The sequence below is a fragment of the Bradyrhizobium sp. WSM4873 genome, assembly GCF_055811355.1.
The window spans coordinates 41,949-62,054 of record NZ_JBVVPS010000012.1; the positions used below are offsets into that span (position 1 = coordinate 41,949).

The window sequence follows — 20,106 nt, forward strand, 5'->3', positions numbered from 1 at the left end:
AAATGGATTGGTCAGCTCGTTGCAATGCGGTTGCGCCCTTGTGCCTTGGCGGAATAGAGCGCGCTGTCGGCGCGCACGAGAAACGTGTCGGCAGTATCGTTGTCGCGCAGCGTCACGACGCCCGCGGAAATGGTCACGCGCATGCCCGGGGAGAATGCGCTCCAGTCCAGGTCGGCGACGATGCCGCGCAGCCGATCGAGCATGCGCGACGCCGCCTCGCGGTCGGTTCCCGGCAGCAGCAGCAAGAATTCCTCGCCGCCGTAGCGGCCGAAGCAGTCGGCCGGGCGGATATTGGCGAAAATGGTGATCGCGAAGGTGCGCAGCACCTCGTCGCCGACGGGATGGCCGTGGGCGTCGTTGATGCGCTTGAACCAGTCGAGGTCGATCAGTGCGATCGCGCAAGGCTTCGACGTCTGCCGCGATTTTTCGATCTCGGCATCGAGAAGCCGCATGATGCAGCCGCGGTTGTAGGAGCCGGTGAGCTCGTCGAGCTCAGCCAACTCCTCGATGCGCTGATAGGCGGCCTTCAGCTCGATGCTGCGCCGGTACAGGATCTTGCGCAGCGTGGCGCCGAACAGGCCGAGGAAGGCGCACTGTCCGATCACCAGCACGAAGCACAGCATCGAGGCGGCCCGTTGCAGCTGGGTCGTCACCGGCAGTCCGATTGGCAAGTCCGAGGCGAGGAAGACCAAGGCGAGCCCGCACGTGGCGAGACCCCAGGTGAGCATCGCCTGACTAGAGGTCATACGAAGCGTGCCGAAGGCGAAGATCAGAAACAGCACGGCAATGAACGCGACTCCGACTGTCGGCACCGCGAGCAGGAACAGCAGCTGCAGCGTCATATGCGCCGAGATCTGAAAGACGGTGAGGTAATGATCCTCGAACCGGTCGGCGAAGCCCGCTTCCGACAGCACGGTGAAGGTCCCGATGATCAGAAGGCCGCTGAGCCAGAACAGTGACGGAACGCCCATGGAGATCACGCCGTCAAAGGCGTAGAGCAGCAGGACGGAGGCGCCGAGCGAATAGCTCGCCACCTGGCCGACATACATCTGGCGCCGCTGCCGGATCCGGCGCGCGAGGACTTCGGGTGCCGCTGCCTCGGTCGTCAGGGCGAGATCCGCGGCCTCAGCGGCATTCCTCTCGGGAAGGGACGTCGCAGCCGTGCTCATGGTCCCGCCAATGGTGGATGTCAGTCCAAAAATCTACGTCGCAAGCCTTTAGGTTTGGTATCCTTCGAAACCGAATCCACGCTGTACAGCGCGGCAGCGCGGGACGTCGACCGCTCCAGGAATTTGCCGTCGATTAGGCATCGTGTGCGAGGCGGTCGAGCCAAAGCAGGGCTTCGGAAGACATATGTCGTGCTAGGCTGCTAAGGTTCCATGCAGGTCGGGCCGTCTACGCTGGGATGGCATTGCTCAGGAAAGTACTTCATTACTATGTTACCGTTCTTGAGCGAAGCGCCCAGCCGCGGGTGGCAAAAGGAAATTTCGCGTATGTGGGGTAGATCACACAGCCTCCCGTATGACTGCGGTAGGTTCAACAATTTTACCCCTCCCGTCGAACCGTCTGCCGCATCGACCCGACCAACCTTGCGAGACGGCCTTTGAGCGTGACACAAGCGGCTTCGGACGAGATCCTGATCGCCAGGATCGCTCAAGGCGACCGGCTCGCCATGCAGGTGCTGTACGGGCGGCACCATGTCAGGGTGTATCGGTTCGGCCTCCGGCTCGTGCGGGACGAGCAGGCGGCGGAAGACCTCATCAGCGAGGTATTTCTCGACGTCTGGCGTCAAGCCGGCAAGTTCGAGGGCCGATCCGCCGTTTCCACCTGGCTGCTGGCCATTACCCGATTCAAGGCCCTGTCTGCGCTTCGGCGCAGGAAGGATTTTGAGTTGGACGACGACGCCGCGAACGCGATCGAGGATACGTCCGACAATCCGGAAACGGCGGTGCAGAAGAAGGATACCAGTGAAGCGTTGCGGGAGTGCCTGACGGGCCTCTCGCCGGACCATCGGGAGATCGTCGATCTCGTCTACTACCACGAGAAGTCCGTGGAAGAGGTGGCCGAAATCGTTGGCATCCCGGAGAACACTGTGAAGACGCGCTTGTTCTATGCGCGCAAGAAATTGGCCGAACTGCTGAAGGCAGCCGGCATTGAGCGAGGCTGGCCATGATGGCTTTGAGCAAGAAAATGCTGGAGCAAGAGCCCGGTGAAATTGAACTGCTGCTGCCGTGGCACGCCGCCGGCACGTTGAACCCGCGCGATGCGCGCCGCGTCGACGAGGCGCTGGCGCGCGATCCCGAGCTCGCGAAGCAATACGCCGCGATCCGCGGCGAGTATGAAGAGACCATCCATCTGAACGAGAGCCTGGGTGCTCCGTCGGCGCGCGCGATGCAAAAGCTGTTCGCCGCGATCGACGCCGAGCCGGCGCGGGCGGCCGGTTCGCTGCCGCTGTCGGCGCGCATCGCCACCTTCTTTGCGAGCCTGTCGCCGCGCACGCTGGCCTGGTCGGCGAGCCTTGGCGCCATGGCCCTCGTGCTGCAAGCCGGAATCATCGGCGCCGTGTTGACGAAGACCCAGACTGCGACCTTCCAGACTGCTTCGCTCTCGACTAGCGCTCCGCTCACACGCGACCTCGGCACGACCGTCCCGCCAGCGCGCGCGCTGGTGCGCTTCACGCCCGAGGCGCGCGTCGCCGACATCACCGCATTGCTCGACGGCTACCAGGCTTCGATCATCGGTGATGCCAAGGGCGGCATGTTCCGCCTCCAGTTCGACAAGGCGATGAGCCAGGACGAACTCGCCTCGCTGCTCGGCAAGATGCAGCGCGAGAAGTTCGTCAACCTCGCCGTCGCGGCGCCGTAAGGCGCTTCCAAGCTGATGACGCGCAAGTCCGAAAGTGGAGTAAGAGCCGGGGTCTGCGCTTCGTCGGTCGCAGCCGCGCTTTTGCTCGCCGCCTGTCTGGGCGTCGAGGTTGCGCAGGCGCAGGCGATCATGCGCACGCCGACGATCAGCGTCCCCTCCCGAATGCCGACCATTTCTCCCGGCATCGCCGCACGCGTCAGTCCGGGTGTTGCCGCCAGAGCGGTGGTCGTCGGCCGCGGCCCCGGCCCGGTCGTGACGACGAGGATTTCGGCGCGGATGGGGCCGACGCCGGTGCTGCCTTACGCGCGCTACTCCCCGAACCTCTATCCCGCCTGTACCGCGCCCGATCGCGACGCCGGCGGTGAATGCCTGGCGCAGCAGAACGCAGGCGGCGATGGCTCGGGCAAATCGGGCAAGAAGACCGCCGGAAAGGGGCGCGGCAACAACACGCCCGTCGCCGCGGATTTGCGCACCTTCACCGACGAATTCGTCGCCGAGATCGATGGTGGGCTGTCGTCGACCCAGGCCGACGAGCTTGCGCGCCGCCATGGCCTGACTCGCGTGTCCTCCGAGAATTTTCCGCTGATCGGGGCAACGTTCGGACTGTTCCGCATCACCGACGGCCGGCCCTCCGCGACGGTGCGGCGCGAATTCGCGGCCGACGGCAGCGTGCGCTCGGTCCAGCCGAACTTCCGCTACCTGCTGCAGGACCAGAAATCGTCGGTGCCGACCGAGGGAGATCCCGCGCAATATGCGCTGGCCAAACTCCGCCTGCCACAGGCACATACGCTGGCGCATGGCGCCAATGTGACGGTCGCCGTGATCGACTCCGGCATCGACGTCCGACATCCCGAACTTGCCAATTCCATTGCCGACAATTTCGATGCGCTCGGCAGCGCCGAAGGCCCGCACATTCATGGCACCGGCATTGCCGGCGCCATCGTGTCGCATGCCAAGCTGATGGGCAGCGCCCCCGAAGCGCGCATCATCGCCATCCGCGCCTTCGGCGGCACCACCGGCGGGGCCGAGAGCTCGTCCTACATCATCCTGCGCTCGCTGAACTATGCCGCCGAGCACGGCGCGCAGATCGTCAACATGAGCTTTGCCGGTCCCAAAGACGCGGTGATCGAGCGGGCCATCGCGGCGACCGCCGCGCGTGGCCTGGTGCTGGTCGCAGCCGCCGGCAATGCCGGAGCGAAATCGCCGCCGCTCTATCCGGCCGCCAATCCCAACGTGATTGCGGTCAGCGCGACCGACCAGCAGGACAGGCTATTCACCGCCTCCAATCGTGGCAACTACATCGCCGTCGCGGCCCCCGGCGTCGATATCTTCCTGCCGGCGCCTGACGGCAAATACCAGATGACGTCGGGCACCTCGTTCTCGGCCGCCTATGTCTCCGGCGTCGCGGCGCTGCTGCTCGAGCGCAACTACGCCTTGAAGCCGGAAGCGCTGCGCACGACGCTGGCGAAGACGGCGCGCGACCTCGGTTCACCCGGGCGAGATGATCTGTTCGGCGATGGCGAGGCCGACGCGTTTGCCGCGGTCATGGCCGTTCCCGCCGCCGGCGCGACGCCAGTCGCGGCCGCGTCCGGTACAACAAAACGTGAAGATATCGAGAAGCGTCGCGACGAGCCCGGCATCCGCGCATTAGAGCAACCCTCGTTGTCGAGCACCGAGGATAAAGCCACGGTTTCTCAAGCGGATAGGCCGGCGACGCGATAGCGGCTGCGACAATTTTGCGCGCGGCGCGAAGGTCGAAAAATCAAACGCTGCATTGAACGTTCGACCCGCTGCCACGACCAAATTATGTGGGAGCGGTTATCCCTCCCCATAAGTCATATCAGGCGCGAGCGCCCATCCACCCCAAGCGCCCATATGGCTCGACCCGTCCGGTTGTCCCCCCGGACGGGTCTTTTCTTTTTGGACGTGCCATTCCTGGAAGCCCTGCGCGAGATCAGCTCCCGGTCGAGAGATCGTGGCTCGCTCATCCCCCACCGCTCTGCCGCACGTCGCAAGCGCGCTATGCTTGTGCGAAGCTTGACTCCGAAACCGCTTGAATCTCCGCACGACTACGGAGTTTGGCGACGAAAACCTCGTCGTTGCTGGACAAGTCAAAACTTTTCCACAAAATATTCACGTCGCGTCTAAATTGATTCGTGTGCGTTGCGTCGCGTCCGTATTTTCTCCTGACGGGCTGATTTATGACACATCGCCAAGAGGCTATTCGCGACGTGGCTATTGGCCGCGACATTGCGGCACGCTGGTGCGCTCTCGCGGAGCAGCGGCTGGTGCATCTCTCCGAGATGTTCGAGACCGGGCGCTGGCGCCGCTATCATTCCGAGATCGCATTTCTCGAAAACATCCAGGAAGCGAAGCTCGCCGTCCAGACCTGGCGCGCGCTTGCCACCGGCGCCGATGTCGCTACGGCGGCCGCGAGCGTGTCGCCCGCATTCGGCTGGTCGCCGGCGACGATGCCCCGCATGTTTCCGCGCGAGCAGCAGGCGCAGACCGTGCAGCCGAAGGCCGTGCACATCGCCCCGGAGACCGCCGTGCCGGTCAGGCTCGATTCCAAGCCGGGCGTTCTCGCCGAAATCTCCGAAGCCTCGACCGCGCCGGTCGCTGCGCCTGCCCCGATCGCACCGCTCAACGTGCCGGCTGCCATGGCGCCGCCCACCGCGCCCGTCACGATGACGGGGCCCAAGGTGCCGGCAGCGCCCAAGGCGCTGGCGGCGATGGCGGCGCTTCTGCCGCAGTTCTCTCCGCCGGCAGCCGAAATTGTCGCAGCCCCCGAGCGCCTGGTTGAGTTCACCTTCAACCTCGACGGCCTCGAAGCGAAGTACCCGCTGCTGCGGAACGCGTTCTAAAGGAATGCTTGAGACGGACGCAGCGCCCTCCAACCCGTCATCCTGAGCTGCGAGGTAAGCGGCGCAATGCGCCGATTGGCGAGCCTCGAAGGATGAGCGGCCCGTGTGCCAGCCCCACCGCGGCTTATTTCTTCGACCGGGGCTCTCCCGCGCGGCGCCGTGCAAGCTGACTCACCGAATCCCAATCCGACTTGATGAGCGCTTCCTTCTTGGCGCGGCTCCATCCCTTGAGTTGCCGCTCGGCGGCAATGCCGTCAGTCATCCGATCAAAAGACTCGGACCACACCAGGACGACGGGGCGCCTCGAGTAGGTGTACCCCTGATAGGCGCCGGCATTGTGCCCGTCGACACGCCTCGACACGTCGTCGCCGGTGGCGCTTCCGATGTAGAAAGAACCATCAGCCCAACGCAACATGTAGACATAGATGCCCACAACATCATCCTTCGAGGCTCCCCGCGCGGCGCTTCGCACCGCACGGCTCACACCTCAGGAATGACGGCACCGTGTTTGTTGTCAACATTGCATCAAACAACTTTTGAGTGTTGATTTCGATGCGAACCCAGCGCCCCGTTTGAGGCGCGAAGCCTGGGACGCAACGCGTCCCGGGGAGAGCCTCGAAGGATGCACGGCCCGTCCGCCGATAGCGCGCTTACCGCCGCACCGCATTCCCGCCGACGACCAACTGCGCGAACCGCTGCGCGCCGTCCACCGACAGGTCGGAGGTCACGGCGCGCGCGTGATCGAGCCCGACCACGGCGCCGCGCGGGGTTTCCGAGATCATGTTGTTGTTGACGAGCGCGGTGCCGGCGCCGGGCACGACGGACACGCCGACGCCGGCCAGTGCCTTGCGGATCACGTTGCCCGTGATGGCGACGTCGCGGAGATATTTGCCCCAGCCGGCGACGATGCCGTAGGACGGCGCGTTCTCGATCACGTTGCCCGTGACCGATGAATCCGCCTCGATGTAGATGCCGATGCCGGCATCGTCATCCGGCGCGGTGCCGATCGGCCGCTTCGGGATCAGATTGCGGATGATGTTGCCCTGGACCACGGCGATGCGGCCGCCTTCGTTGAAATTGCAGACGGAGACGCCGACGGCGGCGCCGTCCACAATGTTATTGGCAATCACCGCGGCCTCGAACGCGAACTCCGAATACAGCGCGACCTCGCGCACGTCGCTGACGCTGTTGCCGGTGATGTGGATGTTCGAGGCCGAGTTGCCGCGCACGGCGGAGTAATCGCAGTTCTTGATGCGATTGCCGCGCACGATGACGTTGCCGGCGCGGAACGCGTTGATCGCGTTGCCGTACTGGCCGGAGCCGCCGGGGCCGGCCTTGATGTCCTCGATGCGGTTATCAGTGACCAGCGTGCCGTCATCGCCGGTGGCGGTGCGCAGGATCTCGATGCCGTTGTCATTGGTGCCGGTGATGGTGTTGCGGGAGACGCTGAGACCCCTGGCGTCGAACGAGACCACTGCCGTCACCGCGATGTTGGTAAAGATGTTGCCCGAGATGTCGCCGGAGACCTGCTCGAGCCAGATGCCGCTGCCGCCGGACCTCGTGATCGCGCAATCGGTGATGCGGACGTCGCGCCCGCCCAGCACGTGGATCAGCCCGCGTCGTGCTGGCAGCGGAATGCCGCTGCCGTCGAAGGTGATGCCGGAAAGGCCGATTGCATCGGAGCCGTCGCTCTGGATCGCCGAGGCTCCGCCGGTGAAGACGAATTTTGTCGCGCCGCGCACGCCGATCAGTTGCGCGCCATTTGGCAAGCGCAGCAGTCCCGTGCGGTAGATGCCGGGTGGCAGCGCCAGCGGCATCTGGGCTCGCGCGGCCTCGTCGATCGCACGCTGGAGCGGGCGGGTCTGATCCTCGCCACTGCCGGGTCGCACGCCATATTGCGTGGCATCGCGGCCGAGCAGCGACGTCAGCGGCGCCGCACGCGCGGCGTCGGCCGGTATCGCGAGCGCGCCGGCGATGCCTGCGGTCGAAGCTCCGATGAGATGGCGGCGATTGAGGTCCATGACGCGTCCTCCGGCGGACGCGGGGGTCCGCAGCGGTTAGGTAGCGCAAAAACGGGACCGCGCGGCTGGGGCCGTGAGGATAGTTCGCGGTAGGGTTAAATGTTTACGCAGTCGTGTTCCGCGCCTTCCGTGCCAACTGCACCATCTCCATCAGCATCGCTTCCCCGGCGTCCACCAGTTCCTCCAGCGTGATCCGCGGCGCGCCCTTGCGGCGCACGGCGCCGCTGCGCGCAAGCAGGGGAATATGGATGAACGCGGCGAGCTTTGGCCCGCCGCCCCTGACGTTTTCGATCGCGCGCCAGCTCAGGTAATTGCAGAGATAGGCGCCGGCATCGCGCGAGGGGCGCGCGTCGATGCCGGTGAGGCGGGCGGCGCGCAGCAGCCTTGCGGTGTGCGGGCCGAAAATCATCGCGTCCGCATCGCCGGCGATGCCGCGCTTGCTCGAGCGGGTGTTGGCGGCATCGGGCCACAGCATGGTGACGGCGTTGCGCGCGCGGCTCTCGATGCGCAGATAGGGCGTGCGTGCGGCGAGGCCGAACATCAGCAGCGCATCGGGCTTCTCTCTCGCAAGCACCTCCGGCAATTGCCGGTCGACCGCGGCATAGGTGACCGGGAAGATGTGGCTGGAGATTGCGGCATCGTCGAGTGCGGGACGGCGCAATTGCGCCAGCCGAGCGACCAACGGCTGGGTCGGATTGTAGGGCGCGCCGGGAAACGGGCCGAAGCCGGTGAGCAGAATGCGGAGCTTGTCGCTCATTGCAGCAACTCCAGGATCTTTTCGGCGGCGAGCGCCGGTGTGAGATGGCCGTCGGCCACCTCAGTCTCGATCTTCCGGACCTTGGTCCGCACCGACGCCTCGCTGCGCAACCGCGCCAGCATGCGTTGCTCCAGCATCGACCACATCCATTTCACCTGCTGCTCGCGCCGCCGTGCGGCGAAGTCGCCGGATGCATTCATCGCCTTGCGGTGATCGAGGACCTTCTGCCAGATCTTCGCGATGCCGTCGCCGGTCAGCGCCGAATAGGTCTCGACCGGCGGATGCCAGTGCTCGGAGCGTGGCGTCAGGATATGCAGCGCGCCGCGATAGTCGGCGGCGGTGATGTTGGCGCGCTTGAGATTGTCGCCGTCGGCCTTGTTGATCGCGATCATGTCGGCGAGCTCGACCAGGCCCTTCTTGATGCCCTGCAATTCGTCGCCGCCGCCCGGCAGCATCAGGGCCAGGAAGAAATCGGTCATATCGCAGACCGCGGTTTCGGACTGGCCGATGCCGACGGTCTCGACCAGCACGACGTCGAAGCCGGCGGCTTCGCAGAGCAGCATCGCCTCGCGTGTCTTGGCCGCGACGCCGCCGAGCGTGCCCGAGGACGGCGAGGGGCGGATGAAGGCGTCGTCGGAGGCCGAGAGCCGGGCCATCCGCGTCTTGTCGCCCAGGATCGAACCGCCGCTACGCGCCGAGGACGGATCGACCGCGAGCACCGCGACCTTGTGGCCTTGCTCGATGAGATGGGTGCCGAGCGCGTCGATGGTGGTGGATTTGCCGACGCCGGGCGAGCCGGTGATGCCGACGCGGACCGCTCTGCCGGCGTCAGGCAAGAGCGTCTGCACCAGCTCGCGCGCCAGCGCCTGATGGTCGCTGCGCCGGCTCTCGACCAGCGTGATGGCCCGCGCCAGCGCCGCGCGGCTGCCGGCGCGAAGGTCATGGGCGAGGGATTTGATGTCCAGTGAAGGCTTTTTCTCAACCATGCCCTGCTTTACAACGCCCGCGCGGGGCAGGCGAGGGCCGCCCGCTCGATATCACCGGGATGTCGCCGCCACCCCCGTCCGCACCGGCTTCACCTTCCGCCATGCCCAGACCATCACCGGCCACAGCAGCGCCCCGATCGCCATGGCGGCGAGGATCGCGGCCACGGGGCGCTCGAAAAACGGCAAAATGCTGCCGTCCGACTTGATCAGCGAGGTGACGAAAGCCTGCTCGACCATGGTGCCCATGACGATGCCGAGCACCATCGCCGCGACGGGATAGCCGTTCGCCTCCATGACATAGCCGATCACGCCGAAGGCGGCGACGGTGACGACGCCGAACATGTTGTTGCCGATCGCGAACGAGCCGACCGCGCAGCAGAGCATGATGATCGGCATGATGGCGGAGCGCGGTGCCAGCAGGATGTAGGCGGCAACCCGGATCATGGCGATACCGAGCGGGATCATCAAAATGTTCGCGATGATGAACATCAGATAGATCGCGTACATGCTCGACGCCTTCTCGGTGAACAGCGTCGGCCCGGGGTTGAGCCCCTTCATGTAGAGCACGCCGATCGCGATCGCGGCGATGGTGTCGCCGGGGATGCCGAACAACAATGATGGCACCCAGCCCGATGCGATGCTGGCGTTGTTGCTGGCGCCGGCCTCGACCAGGCCCTCGACATGGCCGGTGCCGAATTTTTCCGGTTCCTTGGAGAAGCGCTTCGACATCGCGTAGGACACCCAGGCGGCCATGTCGGCGCCGGCCCCGGGCAGCACGCCGATGATGATGCCGACGATGTTTCCGCGCGTCATCTGCCAATGGTATTTCTTGGTCAGCCTCCACTGGCCGGCCATGATGCTTCCGAATTTGCGCCGCGGCAGCGGCGGTGGCTCGGGCGTCAGCATCGCGCGCATCACCTGGGCGACCGCGAACACGCCGACCAGCGCGGGGATCGGCTCGATGCCGCCGAACAGATCGGTGAGGCCGAAGGTGAAGCGCGGCACGCCGCCGGGATTTTCGATGCCGATGCAGGAGACCAACAGGCCGAGGAACATGCCGGCGATCGCCTTCACGGGCGAGGAGCGCGCCACCAGCGTCGCGCACATCAGGCCGAGCAGCGCCAGCCAGAAATACTCGAAGGTCGAGAACGACAGCGCGATCTCGGCCAGCGGCGGCGCCAGGATCATCAGCGACAGCACGCCGGCGATGCCGCCGACGGCCGAGAACCACACGCCGGCCCCGAGCGCCAGCTCGGCCTGTCCCTTCCGGGTCATGGCGTAAGCCTCGTCCGCATAGGCGGCGGAGGCGGGCGTGCCCGGGATGCGCAGCAGCGCACCGGGGATGTCGCCGGAGAAGATCGCCATCGAGGAGGCCGCCACGATGGTCGCAATCGCCGCGATCGGCGAGAGGTAGAAGGTGACGGGGACGAGCAGCGCGGTTGCCATCGTCGCCGACAAGCCAGGCAGCGAGCCGATCACGAGCCCGTACACCGAGGCTGCGAACATCGCGATGATGACCTCCCAGGTGGAGATCAGTGCGAACGCTTCAATCAGGGTTTTCAGCATGGGATCACCAGGGCGTCGGCAGCAGGCCGGCGGGAAGCGGCACGCGCAGCAGCTTGCCGAAGATCAGGTGGATGGCGAACGGCGCCAGCGCTGCGAGCGGCAGCGCCAGCTTCCACTTCGCCCCCAACGCTGTCGAGGTGACGTAGACCATGATCGCCGCGGTGATGATGAAGCCGAGCCGATCGGCCGCCACCACGTAGAACAGCAGCAGCGCCGGGGGCAGCAGTGCGCGCAGGCTGTAGAATCTTCCCTGCGGCGGCGGGGCAGTCGCTGCCTGGCCATCCTCGAGCGGGATCAGTTCCTCCGCCTCCTCGAAGGTGTGGCCGATCCCGAACACGATCGCGAGCCCGCACAGCGCAAGCCCAATGCCGATCACGAGCGGAAATACGTTGGGGCCGACCGGCTGCCCCGGCACCGGCGGCAGCAGCCAGCCGCCATAGGCGGCTGCTGTGCCGAGCACGACGAGAAACGATCCCGTGACTGAGTCGGGAAGGCGCATGGGAGAATCCTATGAGAGGTGTTCTCCCTCTCCCCGCGCGCGGGGAGAGGGTCGGGGTGAGGGGGGCTCTCCGCGGGGGAGGTTAATGTTGGATTCGCGGAGAGTCCCCCTCACCCGGAATCCGCGCTTCGCGCGCATTCCGACCTCTCCCCGCAAGCGGGGCGAGGTGAACTGAGCGTGCGGACCGGCCACTTCAATCAACTATCGCTTCGCGTGAGAGTCGCAGGAGATCACGCCTTGCTCAAACCCGCCGCCTTCATCGCTTCGCCCATCTGGGCGTCCCCCTTGTCCATGAAGCTTGCGAACTGGCCGGCATCGCCCCACACGGTGCCGAAGCCGCGATTACCCATGAAGTCCTTGAACTCGGCGGAGTCGTAGACCTTCTTCAGCGCCGCGGTGAGCTTCGTTGCGATCTCCGGCGGCAGGTTCTTCGGCGCACCGATGCCGCGCCAGGCGCCGGTCGCGTAGTCGATGCCCATCGCCTCCTTCAGCGTCGGCACGTCCTTGAAGATTGGATTGCGCGCAGGCGCCATGATGGCAAGGCTCCTGGCCTTGCCGGCCTCGATGATGGCGCGGGCTTCCGGCACCGAGCAGGTGGTGAGGTCGAGGCCGCCGGCGGCGAGGTCCTGCATCGCGGGTGCGGCGCCGTTCGACGGCACCCAGGCGACCTGGTTGGCGGGCAGGCCCATCGCCTGCATCCAGCCGACCAGCGCGAGGTGCCAGATGCCGCCCTGGCCGGTGCCAGAGGCCTTGAACTTGCCGGGAGGGGCGGCCTTGATGGCTTCCGCGAGTTCCTTCACCGTCTTGTAGGGCGAGGAGGAGGAGACCTGGACGCCCGGGGGATCTTCGTTCATCAGTGCCAGCGGGGTGTAGCTCTTCGGCGCCAGCTCGGTCAGCCCTTGCCAATGCATCATCGAGATTTCGACGGTGAGCATGCCGATAGTGTAGCCATCGGGCTGCGCGGTCGCGATCGCGGTATGGCCGACGACGCCGGAGCCGCCGGTGCGATTGACCACGTTGAAGGGCTGGCCGAGATCCTTCTCCAGAAGCGCTGCGACAATGCGCGCAGTCGCGTCAGTGCCGCCGCCCGCGCCCCAGGGCACGATCACGGTGACGGGCCGCGCCGGATAGGCTTGCGCAAGTGCGGGTGTGAGGCCGAATGCGGCCGACGCTGCAACCGCAGCGGAAGAGGCCGCAAAGCTGCGGCGCGTAATCTTGGACATGAATGCCTCCCAGCGGCGCCCATGATTTCGGGCGCTCTTGTCAATGGCGACATTCTAGTCGGCTTTGCAGCGCGGCTGCAAGGCAGCGCAACCAGCGCTCTGCGAGCAACCTGTCGCCGCTCAACACGATCACTGCGGTTCGTCCGCGTCGCTCTTCGGCCGCGAGCCGCCGAAGATGCGGGTGCCTTCCGCGGTGAGATAGGGCTTCAGCGTTTCCCACGGCACGAATGCGACATATTCGCCCTCGGCGTAGGGGCCGACTGCGTAGGGCGGGTAGTGGAAAGTGAGCCCGGAACTCTTGCCCGCGTCGGTTGAGGGCGCGAGCGTCACCGCGCCGATCTTGAGCAGGTTCGGCTCCACGCTCTTGAACCATTCGTCGGTGGCGGTCTCGCTCGTATCGCGCTTCTTCTTCTCGATCTTCAACGATGCGATCACCGCCTTCACCATTGCCTTCATGGCCGGGCCGTTGTCGGCGGTCTCGGTGAAGAACGGGCGGATGGAGATGCGCTTGTTCTCCGCCTTGTCCCACAGGACCGTGTTCACGTCGGAGTTGGGATGGGCGCCGTGGGTGTCCATGTAGTCGTTGCGGAGAATGCTGACATAGCGGTCGGCGACGACGGAGCGGATCGCATATTTGCGCTCAAAGTCCCAGCCGCCATCCCTGAAGAATTGCGGATCCTCTTTGCGCGAGGCGGCGGCTTCAGCCGCGTTCTTGTCGAGCCATTTCCTGCCTTCAGTCAGGCAGTCGGCCGCCAGCGCCGCATCGACCTTGACCTTGTCGTCGAGGAAGACGCGGGCTTCGATGCTCTTGGTCTTGATGACCGCGTCGGGCTTGCGATCGGAGGCATGCGCGGTAGCCAACGACGCGCTGCAGGCTGCGACCACAGCTAGCGCGCGCATGAACGCTGGCGCGGAAAATATCACGCACTGTCCTTTCGAAGGTCGATGGCGACCTACTCCGCCGCCTCGCTATGCCCGAGCCGGGCGTTCAGCTTGCGGATCAGCTCCTCGGCCGCGTCCGCGATCACCGTGCCCGGCGGGAAGATGGCTTCGGCGCCGGCCGCGTAGAGCGCGTCGTAATCCTGTGGCGGCACCACGCCGCCGACGATGATCATGATGTCGTCGCGGCCCTGCTTCTTCAGCGCGGCCTTCAGCTCCGGCACGGCGGTGAGGTGGGCGGCGGCAAGCGAGGAGACGCCGAGGATGTGGACATCGTTCTCGACCGCCTGGCGCGCGGCTTCGTCGGCGGTCGCGAACAGCGGCCCGATATCGACGTCGAAGCCGATATCGGCGAAGGCGGACGCGATCACCTTCTGGCCGCGGTCGTGACCGTCCTGGCCGATTTTTGCGACCAGGATGCGCGGACGGCGGCCTTCCGCCTCCTCGAAGGCGTCGATCAGCGCCTGAACCTTCTCGACCCGGTTACCCATGCTGGACGCCTCCCGCTTGTAGACGCCGGTGATGGATTTGATCTCGGCGCGGTGCCGGCCGAACACCTTTTCCATCGCGTCCGAGATCTCGCCGACGGTTGCCTTCGCGCGCGCAGCGTCGATGGCGAGCGCCAGCAGATTGCCGTTGCCTTCGCCGGCCGAGCGCGTCAGCGCGGCGAGCGCGGCCTCGACGTCCTTCTGGTTGCGTTCGGATTTCAGCCGCGTCAGCTTGTCGATCTGAAGCCGGCGGACATTGGTATTGTCGACCTTGAGGATGTCGATCGGAGCTTCGTCCGTCGGCTTGTATTTGTTGACGCCGATCACCGCCTGCTTGCCGGCATCGATGCGCGCCTGGGTCTTGGCCGAGGCTTCCTCGATGCGCAGCTTTGGTACGCCAGCCTCGATCGCCTTGGCCATGCCGCCGAGCTCCTCGACCTCCTGGATGTGGCTCCAGGCTTTGGCGGCGAGGTCGCGCGTGAGACGCTCGACATAATACGAGCCGCCCCAGGGGTCGATGATGCGGGTGGTGCCGCTCTCCTGCTGCAGGAAGAGCTGCGTGTTGCGGGCAATGCGCGCGGAGAAATCGGTCGGCAGCGCCAGCGCCTCGTCGAGCGCGTTGGTGTGCAGCGACTGGGTGTGACCCTGCGTCGCCGCCATCGCTTCCACAGTCGTGCGCATCACGTTGTTGAAGACGTCCTGCGCGGTCAGCGACCAGCCGGAGGTCTGGCAATGCGTGCGCAGTGACAGTGAGCGCGGATCCCTGGGCTTGAACGGCTTGAGCAGTTTCGCCCAGAGCAGCCGCGCGGCGCGCATCTTGGCCACTTCCATGAAGAAGTTCATCCCGGTCGCCCAGAAGAACGACAGCCGCGGCGCGAAGCGGTCGACATCGAGGCCCGCCGCAAGGCCGGCACGAAGATATTCGACGCCGTCGGCCAGCGTATAGGCGAGCTCGAGGTCCTGCGTCGCCCCCGCCTCCTGCATGTGATAGCCGGAGATCGAGATCGAATTGTATTTCGGCATCTTCTGCGAGGTATAGGCGAAGATGTCCGAGATGATCCGCATCGAAGGCGCGGGCGGATAGATATAGGTGTTGCGCACCATGAACTCTTTCAGAATGTCGTTCTGAATGGTCCCTGAGAGCTTCGCCGGCGGCACGCCCTGTTCCTCGGCCGCAGCGACATAGAGCGCGAGGATCGGCAGCACCGCGCCGTTCATGGTCATGGACACGCTCATCTGGTCGAGCGGAATGCCCGCGAACAGCGTGCGCATGTCGTAGATGGAATCGATGGCAACGCCGGCCATGCCGACGTCGCCGCCGACGCGCGGATGGTCGCTGTCATAGCCGCGATGGGTGGCGAGATCGAACGCGACCGAGAGGCCCTTCTGCCCGGCTGCGAGATTGCGGCGGTAGAACGCGTTGGAGTCCTCCGCCGTGGAGAAGCCGGCATATTGCCGCACAGTCCAGGGCTGGTTGACATACATGGTCGGGTAGGGGCCGCGCAGATAAGGCGCGATGCCCGGATAAGTCTCAAGGAAGTCGAGCCCGGCCAGGTCGCCTTCACCATAGGCGGGCTTCACCAGAATACCCTCGGGCGTCAGCCACGGCTCGGCGCCGCCTGATGGCGCGGCGCTCGTGGTGCGCTCGAAGGCGATGTCTGCGAAATCAGGAATGCGGCTCATCGTTTCAACCATATCATAGGCGCTCAATCATGATCCGGATGCTGATGGCTGACGATGGTCGCCATCTTCTCCGGGCCGTAATTCTGCTGCGTGGTCTGGCTTGGTAGATTGGCGATCCCGACCACCCAGCCGAGGCGGGACTCGGTGCCGAACTGCCGCGTCGGCACCACGTGGTCGGGACGGTCGAAAGCGCCGGTCATGATCTCGATCCGGTCGCCGTCGATGCGGCCGAAGCTCAACGGCGTGCCGCAGGCGGCGCAATAGCCGCGCTCGGCGATGGAGGAGGAGCGGAAGAACGACGGCTGCCCCTTGGTCCAGGCAAAGTCCGTCTTGTTGATGTCGGCAAAAGAGGCGAACGGCGCGCCGCTGGCCTTCTGGCACATCCGGCAGTGACAGATCGAAACCCTGTTCGGCGCCGTCATGACTCCAAAGCGCACTGCCCCGCATTGGCAGCCGCCGGTGAGAACGGGTTTGCCTGCTTCCGTCATGGCTGCTCCATCCGTCGATAGGTGTCTTGCAGCGTGGCAAGCGCGTCGCCACCGGCAAAGACGAAGCCGGTGACGCCGGCTGCACGCAGCGCCGCCTCGGCATCGGTCGGGCGGCCTGCCAGATAGATAAGTCGCGCCCCGGCGGTTTGCAGGGCCCGCGCCGCGGCTTCGGCGTGTTCCGCATAGACCTCGTCGCTGGAACAAAGGCAGGCGAGCCCGGCGCCGGAGGCCTTGAAGGCGGCAGCCAACTGGGCCGGATCGGCGAAGCCCTCGCTATCGACGGCCTGGATGCCACCGGTCTCGAACAAGCTTTTGGCAAAGGTCGCGCGCGCCGTGAAATCGGCGGGCGTGCCGAGATTGGCCAAAAACACTTTCGGCCGCGCGCCGTGTGCCTTCAACGCCGCATCGGATTTGTCGCGCAGCGCCTCGAACGGTTCCACCAGCCGGATCGGCGGCAGTGCGTCGAACTTGTATTTTTGCTCGCCATAAGGCGCCAGCGCGATCGGGGTCGCCTTCAGCACCGTCGTCTCGTTCTCGTGCAGGTTCGGAAATTCGCTGGCGCCGGTCAGCACGTCGCGGCGTTTTGCGATGTTGGCGTCGCGGGCTTTTCGCGCGGCCGCGACCTTGCTCTGGAACAGGCCCTGCTGAAGCGCAGCGAAGGCGCCGCCGGCTTTCTCGCTCTCCTGGAAGAGCGCCCAGGCCGCGTCGCAGAGCTGGCCGGTCAGCGTCTCGATGCCGCCTGCGCCTGCCGCGGGATCGCTGACCTTGGCGAGATTGCTCTCTTCCAGCAGCACGGCTTGAGTATTGCGCGCCACGCGCCGCGCGAACGGATCGGGCAGGCCGAGCGCCAGCGTATGCGGCAGCACGGTGATCGCGTTGGCGCCGGCAAGTCCGGCCGCAAACGTCGCCATGGTCGCGCGCAGCATGTTCACATAGGGATCGCGCTGCGTCAGCATGCGCCAGGCGGTATCGGCGGCGATGAACAGTGGTCTTGGCGTGAGCCCGCACGCCGTCTCGATACGCGCCCACAGCAGCCGCAAGGCGCGGAATTTTGCCATGGTGAGGAACTGATCTGCATCCGCGGCAAGCCGCGCATAGACCATGCCCTGCGCCTGCTCCAGCGGAACGCCCGCGCCCTCGATCGCGCGCAAATAGGCGACGCCGCAGGCGAGCGCGAAGGCGAGCTCCTGCACCTCCGAGCCACCGGCATCGTGGATCACGCGTCCGTCGGCCGAGGCAAAGGGACCCTTGAAGCCGAGCGCGGCGAGGCCCTTGATGCCGCCAGTGATGGCCGGAACGATCTCGTCCCAGGTATAGGGGCTATGGCCCCACACCGCGGCGGCCGCGAGCGGGTCGAGCCCGAAGCGGATGTCGCAGGCCGCGGGATCGATGCCGTTGCTCTTCACATATTCCGCGACGTGGATCGCCGCCATCCGCGATTGGGGACCGATCTCGAGCTCCAGCCCGATGCCGGCATCGAGATGGATATCCTTCAAAATCTTTGCGACTGCGTCTGCGGTCGGTTCCAGCCCCAAACCGTGAGCGGCATTGCCGCCGGCGAACACCAGCGCCAGACCCGTCGCGCCATTTTCGAGATCGGTCAGTGCCTGCGCGTTCGCCGCACTTGCATCGGGTTGGTCGATCCGCTGCATGATCTGCCAGGGCGCCGCCGCCGGCCGCCCCACCACGGGCGCAACGCCTTTGGCGCGCGGATAGAGCGGATCAATCCTGATGCCGTCATAGGTCTTGCCGACCAGCTTCTCGAACGGCGCGCCCTTCAGCACGCCATCGACCAGCTTGCGCCAGTCGTCGACGGTCGCCTTGGGAAAATCCGCCGCCAGCGGCAGGTCGTCAGTCGCGGAGGTCATGCGGCGAGGGGCTCCCGAAAATCTTGTTGTTCGCAGGCGAAATTGCCACGGCCGGCCGTCCCTGCAAACGGTTGTTTTTGGTTAACCGGTATCCGGAAGCCGCTCAATGCCTTGTGTCGAGACGCTGGCGAGACCGTCACGGACGCGAACGCCTGCGATCACGCGCTCGGGCGCGATCTCGGCCAGCGGCACCAGCACAAAGGCGCGCTCGAACAGGCGCGGATGCGGCAGGGTCAGGTCGGGTTTCTGCATCGACACGTCGTCATAGGCGATCATGTCGAGATCGAGCGTGCGCGGGCCCCAGCGCCGCTCTTTATCGCGCGTGCGACCGAATTTCTGCTCGACCTTCTGCATCACGAAGAGCAGCGCATGCGGATCGAGGCTGGTCTCGATCTCGATGCAGGCGTTGATGAAGGGAGCCTGGTCCTCGTCGCCCCAGGGCGGCGTCGCATAGTCCGACGAGCGCGCGATCAACGCAGCCTGCGCCATGCCGCAGATATGGGCGATCGCCTTCTGGAAGGTCGCGCGGACATCGCCGACATTGCCGCCGACCGCAATCAGGACGCTCGCCATGTCAGGGGTGCCGCGAGCGCGTCAGCATGATTCCGACGTCGTCGAAGATCGCGGCGATCGGCGCATGCGGCTTGTGCACGGTGATCTTGACCGCACGGATGCGCGGAAAGTGCGACAGGATTGCGTCGGCGACCGCGCCGGCCGCGCGCTCCAGCAGCTTGTAATTGGTGTTCTTGAAGGCCGCGGTGGTGGTCGCCACGACGTCGGCGTAGGACACGGTGTCGGAGAGGCGGTCGGACCGCGAAGGCTCCGACAGGTCGGTATAAAGCTCGAGGTCGATGACAAAACGTTGGCCGACCTCGGTCTCGTGCTCCATCACGCCGTGGCGGGCATGGATCGACAGGCCGCTCACGAAGATCGTATCGGTCATGGCTTGCTCTCGATTGCGTGCGCCACTCGCAGGGCCTGCAAGGTCTCGGCGACGTCGTGGGTCCGGATGATTTTCGCGCCGCGCTGTGCGGCGATCAGATGCGCGGCGATCGACCCGGCGAGCCGCTCTGTCGGCTCCGACGGCGACACCGAGGCGATGAAGCGTTTTCGCGAGGCACCAACCAGGATCGGCAGGCCGAACACCTCCAGCTCGCCCAGGCGCGCCAGCGCGATCATGCTCTGTTCGGCCGTCTTGCCGAAGCCGATGCCGGGATCGAGCACGATCTTGTCGCGGGCGATGCCGGCTTTCGCTGCGATGTCCAGCGAGCGCAGGAAAAACGCTTTCATGTCCACGATGATATCGATCGCGGGATCGACGCTGTCGCGGTTGTGCATGACGATGACGGGGACGCCTCTCGCGGCGACCAGCGGCGCCATGTCGGCGTCCCGTTGCAGGCCCCAGACGTCGTTGGCGATGGCAACGCCCTGGTCGAGCGCGAAGGCCACCACCTCCGCCTTCATGCTGTCGATCGAGACCGGGACGCCGAGCGCCACGATGCCCGGTAGCACCGGCCGCAGCCGCGCCAGCTCATCTTCCGCCGTGACCGGCCGGGCGCCCTTGTAGGGCCGGGTGGACTCGGCACCGATGTCGATGATGTCGACCCCGGCCTCGATCATCGCCCGTGCCCGCGCGAGCGCCTGCTCGGGCGCGATGAAGTCGCCGCCGTCGGAGAATGAATCCGGGGTGACGTTGAGCACGCCCATCACCGCCGGGATCGGCCGCTCCAGCAGCGTCCGCAGCACGTCAAGCCCGACTGAACCGGCCGCCGGGACGGATAGGGAGGGCGAGGCATTCATGCGGCCCGCTTTAGCGGTCGGGGAGGGGGGATTCAAGGCGGGATTGGGGGGCGATCCAG

19 protein-coding genes are annotated in these 20,106 nt (G+C 65.8%); 4 read left to right on the forward strand and 15 right to left on the reverse strand.

Annotation, left to right across the window (positions count from 1 at the left end; translation table 11 throughout):
* Positions 1 to 11 precede the first annotated feature (11 nt).
* Positions 12 to 1,169, reverse strand: a complete 1,158-nt coding sequence (locus AC0L21_RS17675; RefSeq protein ID WP_473263095.1) for a GGDEF domain-containing protein — start codon at positions 1,167 to 1,169, stop codon at positions 12 to 14.
* Between the two features lie 434 nt (positions 1,170 to 1,603).
* Here AC0L21_RS17675 and AC0L21_RS17680 point away from each other — a divergent pair, with 434 nt between their 5' ends.
* The 4 genes from AC0L21_RS17680 to AC0L21_RS17695 all read left to right on the forward strand — a co-directional run bounded on the left by AC0L21_RS17680 (position 1,604) and on the right by AC0L21_RS17695 (position 5,729).
* Positions 1,604 to 2,173, forward strand: coding sequence for a sigma-70 family RNA polymerase sigma factor (locus AC0L21_RS17680; RefSeq protein WP_007593582.1), 570 nt, complete (start codon positions 1,604 to 1,606; stop codon positions 2,171 to 2,173).
* Complete coding sequence (locus tag AC0L21_RS17685; RefSeq protein WP_007593580.1) at positions 2,170 to 2,865, forward strand: hypothetical protein; 696 nt, start codon at positions 2,170 to 2,172, stop codon at positions 2,863 to 2,865. Before AC0L21_RS17680 ends, AC0L21_RS17685 begins: the two co-directional genes overlap by 4 nt.
* A 15-nt stretch (positions 2,866 to 2,880) precedes the next feature.
* The gene (locus tag AC0L21_RS17690) at positions 2,881 to 4,587 is read left to right on the forward strand and encodes a S8 family serine peptidase (protein ID WP_473263096.1); all 1,707 of its coding nucleotides are present in this window, start codon (positions 2,881 to 2,883) and stop codon (positions 4,585 to 4,587) included.
* A gap of 509 nt (positions 4,588 to 5,096) precedes the next feature.
* Positions 5,097 to 5,729: a TIGR03809 family protein gene (locus AC0L21_RS17695; protein WP_473263231.1), complete on the forward strand. Its 633-nt coding sequence runs from the start codon at positions 5,097 to 5,099 to the stop codon at positions 5,727 to 5,729.
* A gap of 124 nt (positions 5,730 to 5,853) precedes the next feature.
* Here the strand turns inward: AC0L21_RS17695 and AC0L21_RS17700 are convergent, their stop codons facing one another.
* The 14 genes from AC0L21_RS17700 to folP form a co-directional block, all read right to left on the reverse strand.
* Positions 5,854 to 6,162: a GIY-YIG nuclease family protein gene (locus AC0L21_RS17700; RefSeq protein WP_473263097.1), complete on the reverse strand. Its 309-nt coding sequence runs from the start codon at positions 6,160 to 6,162 to the stop codon at positions 5,854 to 5,856.
* A gap of 217 nt (positions 6,163 to 6,379) precedes the next feature.
* A complete protein-coding gene (locus AC0L21_RS17705; protein ID WP_473263098.1) occupies positions 6,380 to 7,750 on the reverse strand; it encodes a TIGR03808 family TAT-translocated repetitive protein in 1,371 nt (456 codons plus the stop codon).
* 103 nt (positions 7,751 to 7,853) lie between these two features.
* Entirely contained in the window at positions 7,854 to 8,507 is a 654-nt protein-coding gene (locus AC0L21_RS17710) for a pyroglutamyl-peptidase I (protein WP_473263099.1), read from the reverse strand.
* Positions 8,504 to 9,493, reverse strand: a complete 990-nt coding sequence (meaB, locus tag AC0L21_RS17715; protein WP_473263100.1) for a methylmalonyl Co-A mutase-associated GTPase MeaB — start codon at positions 9,491 to 9,493, stop codon at positions 8,504 to 8,506. The genes AC0L21_RS17710 and meaB overlap by 4 nt, the downstream gene beginning before the upstream one ends.
* Positions 9,494 to 9,544: 51 nt before the next feature.
* Positions 9,545 to 11,059, reverse strand: coding sequence for a tripartite tricarboxylate transporter permease (locus AC0L21_RS17720; protein ID WP_473263101.1), 1,515 nt, complete (start codon positions 11,057 to 11,059; stop codon positions 9,545 to 9,547).
* A 4-nt stretch (positions 11,060 to 11,063) separates the two neighbouring features.
* A complete protein-coding gene (locus AC0L21_RS17725; RefSeq protein WP_473263102.1) occupies positions 11,064 to 11,558 on the reverse strand; it encodes a tripartite tricarboxylate transporter TctB family protein in 495 nt (164 codons plus the stop codon).
* Positions 11,559 to 11,788: 230 nt separating this feature from the next.
* Positions 11,789 to 12,781: a tripartite tricarboxylate transporter substrate binding protein gene (locus AC0L21_RS17730; protein ID WP_473263103.1), complete on the reverse strand. Its 993-nt coding sequence runs from the start codon at positions 12,779 to 12,781 to the stop codon at positions 11,789 to 11,791.
* A 129-nt stretch (positions 12,782 to 12,910) separates the two neighbouring features.
* Positions 12,911 to 13,681 carry an RsiV family protein gene (locus tag AC0L21_RS17735; protein WP_473263104.1) on the reverse strand — a complete coding sequence of 257 codons (771 nt, stop codon included), beginning with the start codon at positions 13,679 to 13,681 and terminating at the stop codon, positions 12,911 to 12,913.
* 53 nt (positions 13,682 to 13,734) lie between these two features.
* Complete coding sequence (scpA, locus tag AC0L21_RS17740) at positions 13,735 to 15,891, reverse strand: methylmalonyl-CoA mutase (RefSeq protein ID WP_473263105.1); 2,157 nt, start codon at positions 15,889 to 15,891, stop codon at positions 13,735 to 13,737.
* A 23-nt stretch (positions 15,892 to 15,914) separates the two neighbouring features.
* Positions 15,915 to 16,379: a GFA family protein gene (locus AC0L21_RS17745; protein ID WP_473263106.1), complete on the reverse strand. Its 465-nt coding sequence runs from the start codon at positions 16,377 to 16,379 to the stop codon at positions 15,915 to 15,917.
* Positions 16,376 to 18,247, reverse strand: a complete 1,872-nt coding sequence (locus AC0L21_RS17750) for a methylmalonyl-CoA mutase family protein (RefSeq protein ID WP_473263107.1) — start codon at positions 18,245 to 18,247, stop codon at positions 16,376 to 16,378. Before AC0L21_RS17750 ends, AC0L21_RS17745 begins: the two co-directional genes overlap by 4 nt.
* An 81-nt stretch (positions 18,248 to 18,328) precedes the next feature.
* Positions 18,329 to 18,820: a 2-amino-4-hydroxy-6-hydroxymethyldihydropteridine diphosphokinase gene (gene folK / locus AC0L21_RS17755; protein WP_473263109.1), complete on the reverse strand. Its 492-nt coding sequence runs from the start codon at positions 18,818 to 18,820 to the stop codon at positions 18,329 to 18,331.
* Position 18,821: 1 nt separating this feature from the next.
* Entirely contained in the window at positions 18,822 to 19,190 is a 369-nt protein-coding gene (gene folB / locus AC0L21_RS17760; RefSeq protein ID WP_473263110.1) for a dihydroneopterin aldolase, read from the reverse strand.
* The gene (gene folP, locus AC0L21_RS17765; protein WP_473263112.1) at positions 19,187 to 20,047 is read right to left on the reverse strand and encodes a dihydropteroate synthase; all 861 of its coding nucleotides are present in this window, start codon (positions 20,045 to 20,047) and stop codon (positions 19,187 to 19,189) included. Before folP ends, folB begins: the two co-directional genes overlap by 4 nt.
* Between the last annotated feature and the right edge of the window lie 59 nt (positions 20,048 to 20,106).